The following is a 3,193-nucleotide window of genomic DNA, read 5'->3' as shown; positions in this document are numbered from 1 at the left end:
CCGCCCACGTCATCCCGGCGGCGGTCCGCAGGCCCTGGGCCCCGAGCGCCGCGGCGTCCGACAGGGCGGCGTCCACGCCGGCGGCGACGGCCGCGGGGTCGGTCGGGTCGACGAGGACGCCCGCCCCGGTCGCGAACTCCGCCATCGCCGAGCCCCGCGTGGTGACCACCGGCACGCCGTGGGCCATCGCCTCGAGCACCGGCATCCCGAAGCCCTCGCGCAGGGACGGGTAGGCCATGACGGCGGCCCCGGCGTAGGCGGCGTGCAGGTCTGCCGGGTCGAGGAACCCCGCGGTCCGGACCCGGGCCGCCACCGGCGCGGCGGGCACGGCCAGCGGCCCCCAGCCCTGCGGCCCGACGAGCAGCAGGTGCAGGTCCCGGCCGTCGGCGACGAGCAGCTCGAACGCTCGCAGCAGCGTGGCGAGGTTCTTGCGGGGCTCGTGGGTGCCGCACCACAGGACGTACTCCCCGGGCAGGTCCAGGCGCCGGCGGAGGTCGGCCACCTGCGAGGGCGCGACGTCGGGGACGGACACGCCGTGCGGCACGACCGAGAGCCGGCCGGTGTCGAAGCCCGCCACCAGGCACTCCTCGAGGACCGCGCGGCTGGGGACGACCACCGCCGCCGCCTGCTCCCGGGCCAGCGTCGTGCCGCGGGTGAGGAAGCGGACCCCGCGGGGCGTGTAGAGGTCCGGCCGCTCGAGGAAGGCGAGGTCGTGCACGGTGGCGACGAGGGGTACCGCCGAGGGGGGCACGGCCGGGGAGGTGGCGTGCACGACGTCGGGGCGGGGTCCCCGTCCGGCGGTCACTGCCGGCCAGCGCAGCGACGGCCAGGTCCGGTACAGCGCCAGGCGCGGCAGGGGCAGGTGGTGCACCGGCACGGGCGGCTGCCAGGGACCCGGCGCGGGACGGCGGTGGGCGGCGGCGACGCCCCACACCCGCAGGTCGTCGCGGCGGGCCAGCTCGGCCAGCAGCGCGTTGGTGGAGGACGCGGTGCCGCCGGGGACGGGCTGCCAGGACTGCTCGACGGTGACCGCGACCCGGAGCCGGTCGGGGCCCTCGTCCCCCGGTGCTCGCACCCGGTGACGGTAGCGTCCCGGGGTGCCCGGTCCCCGTGTGCTCTTCGACGCCACCGCCGTCCCCGCCGACCGCGGCGGCGTCGGCCGGTACACCGACGCCCTGCTGCAGGCGCTCGCGCGGCGCGGCGAGGACCCGGTCGTGGTGTGCCAGGAGCGCGACGCCGCCACGGTCGCGGGCCTCGGCGTCCGCGAGGTCGTGACGGCGCCCGCGGCCACGGCCTCGCGCGCCCGGCGGCTGCTGTGGGAGCAGACGGGGCTGCCGGCGCTCGTCGCCCGGACCGGTGCCGACGTGCTGCACAGCCCGCACTACACGGCCCCGGCCCGCCCCGGGGCCGCGAGCGTCGTCACGCTGCACGACGCCACGTTCTTCACCGACCCCGGCGTCCACCTGCCCGTCAAGGCGGCGACGTTCCGCACCGCGACCCGGGCTGCCGTGAGGCGCGCGGCCCGCTGCGTCGTGCCGTCGGTGGCCACGCGCGACGAGGTGGTGCGCCTCACCGGTGCCGACCCCGACCGCCTCGACGTCGCCCTGCACGGCGTCGACACGGCCGTGTTCCGTCCCGTCGGCGAGCAGGAGCACGCCCGGGTCGCGGCGTCGCTCGGCCTGGGCGACCGCCCCTGGGTCGCCTTCCTCGCCACGGTCGAGCCGCGAAAGAACGTCGGCGCCCTGGTGCGCGGCTGGGTCCGCGCCTTCGCCGGCCTCCACAGGCGCGACCCGGCGGCGGTGCCGGCGCTCGTGCTGGCCGGGGGGCCGGGCTGGGACACGGCGCTGCCCGCGGTCCTGGCGGGCGTGCCCGACGGCATGCCGCTGCTGCGGCCGGGCTACCTGCCCTACGGCGACCTGCCGGCCTTCCTCGGCGGGGCGGAGGTCGTCGCCTACCCGAGCCTGGGGGAGGGCTTCGGTCTGCCGGTGCTCGAGGGCATGGCCTGCGGCGCGGCGGTCCTCACCACCCGGCTGCTGTCCCTGCCCGAGGTCGGCGGCGATGCGGTCGCCTACTGCGAGCCCGACCCCGGCTCGCTCGCCGCGGCCCTGACCACCCTGCACGCCGACCCCGACCGGCGGCGCCGGCTCGGGGAGGCCGCGCGGCAGCGCGCCGCGGGCTTCACGTGGGAGGCCAGCGCCGAGGTGCACGTCCGGTCCTGGGAGCGCGCCGCGGCGCAGGTGGCGGCATGAGCACGGACCAGCCGGTGGGCGCGGGCGCGACGGCCCCCGCGGGTGCCCTCGAGCCGGTCGACGTCGTCGTCGTCACGTACTCCCCGGGCGAGACGCTGCCGCGCTTCCTGGACTCCCTCGCCGTGAGCACCGTCCGGGAGACACGGGTGGTGGCGGCCGACAACGGGTCCACGGACGGAGTCCCGGAGGCGGAGGCGGCCGCCGGGCGGGTCGAGCTGCTGCCCACGGGCGGCAACCTGGGCTACGGGACGGCCGCGAACCGGGGCGCCGCGGGCGGCACCGCGCCGTGGCTCGTCGTGGCCAACCCGGACATCGAGTGGGCGCCCGGCGCCCTCGACCGGCTCGTCGAGGCGGGGGAGCGCCACCCGCGCGGCGGCGCGTTCGGCCCGCTCGTGCAGAGCCCGGACGGCGCCCTCTACCCCTCGGCCCGCTCCCTGCCCTCGCTGGGGCGGGGCATCGGGCACGCCCTGCTCGGCTGGGCCTGGGCCGGGAACCCGTGGACGCGCGCCTACCGGCAGGAGTCCGAGGCGGTGACCGAGCGCGAGACCGGGTGGCTGTCCGGGTCGTGCCTGCTGCTGCGCCGCGAGGCGTTCGACGCGGTCGGCGGCTTCGACGAGGGCTACTTCATGTTCTTCGAGGACCTCGACCTGGGGGAGCGGCTCGCGGCCGCGGGCTGGGCGTCGGTGTACGTGCCGGGCGCCCGGGTCACCCACGTCGGGGGGCACACCTGGCGCTCGGAGCCGACGCCGATGCTCCGGGCCCACCACCTGTCGGCCCGGCGCTACGTCTCGCGGCGCTGGTCCGGGCCGCGCTGGTGGCCGCTGCGCGTGGTCGTGCGGGTCGGTCTCGCCGTGCGCTTCCGCCTGGCCCGGGTCGTCGCCCGCGCCGGCCAGGGCGCGCCCCCGACCCGGAGCGCGCCGGGCGCCTGAGAAGTCGGATCGTAG

At 78.8% G+C, this 3,193-nt stretch carries 3 protein-coding genes; 2 read left to right on the top strand and 1 reads right to left on the bottom strand.

The annotated features are described in order from the left end of the window. Positions 1 to 1,075 (bottom strand): glycosyltransferase family 4 protein (locus WCS02_RS18975; RefSeq protein WP_340295847.1); only part of this gene is annotated, 1,075 nt, incomplete at its 3' end. Between the two features lie 22 nt (positions 1,076 to 1,097). Between WCS02_RS18975 and WCS02_RS18970 the strand changes: the two genes are divergently transcribed. Both WCS02_RS18970 and WCS02_RS18965 read left to right on the top strand, forming a co-directional pair. Next, positions 1,098 to 2,249 (top strand): glycosyltransferase family 4 protein, encoded by a 1,152-nt coding sequence (locus WCS02_RS18970; protein WP_340295846.1) that lies wholly within the window; start codon positions 1,098 to 1,100, stop codon positions 2,247 to 2,249. After that, positions 2,246 to 3,178: a glycosyltransferase family 2 protein gene (locus WCS02_RS18965; RefSeq protein WP_340295845.1), complete on the top strand. Its 933-nt coding sequence runs from the start codon at positions 2,246 to 2,248 to the stop codon at positions 3,176 to 3,178. The genes WCS02_RS18970 and WCS02_RS18965 overlap by 4 nt, the downstream gene beginning before the upstream one ends. The last annotated feature ends 15 nt before the right edge of the window (positions 3,179 to 3,193 follow it).

Source organism: Aquipuribacter hungaricus (assembly GCF_037860755.1).
Classification (GTDB): domain Bacteria; phylum Actinomycetota; class Actinomycetes; order Actinomycetales; family JBBAYJ01; genus Aquipuribacter; species Aquipuribacter hungaricus.
This window is presented reverse-complemented; position numbering and strand designations above follow the sequence as displayed.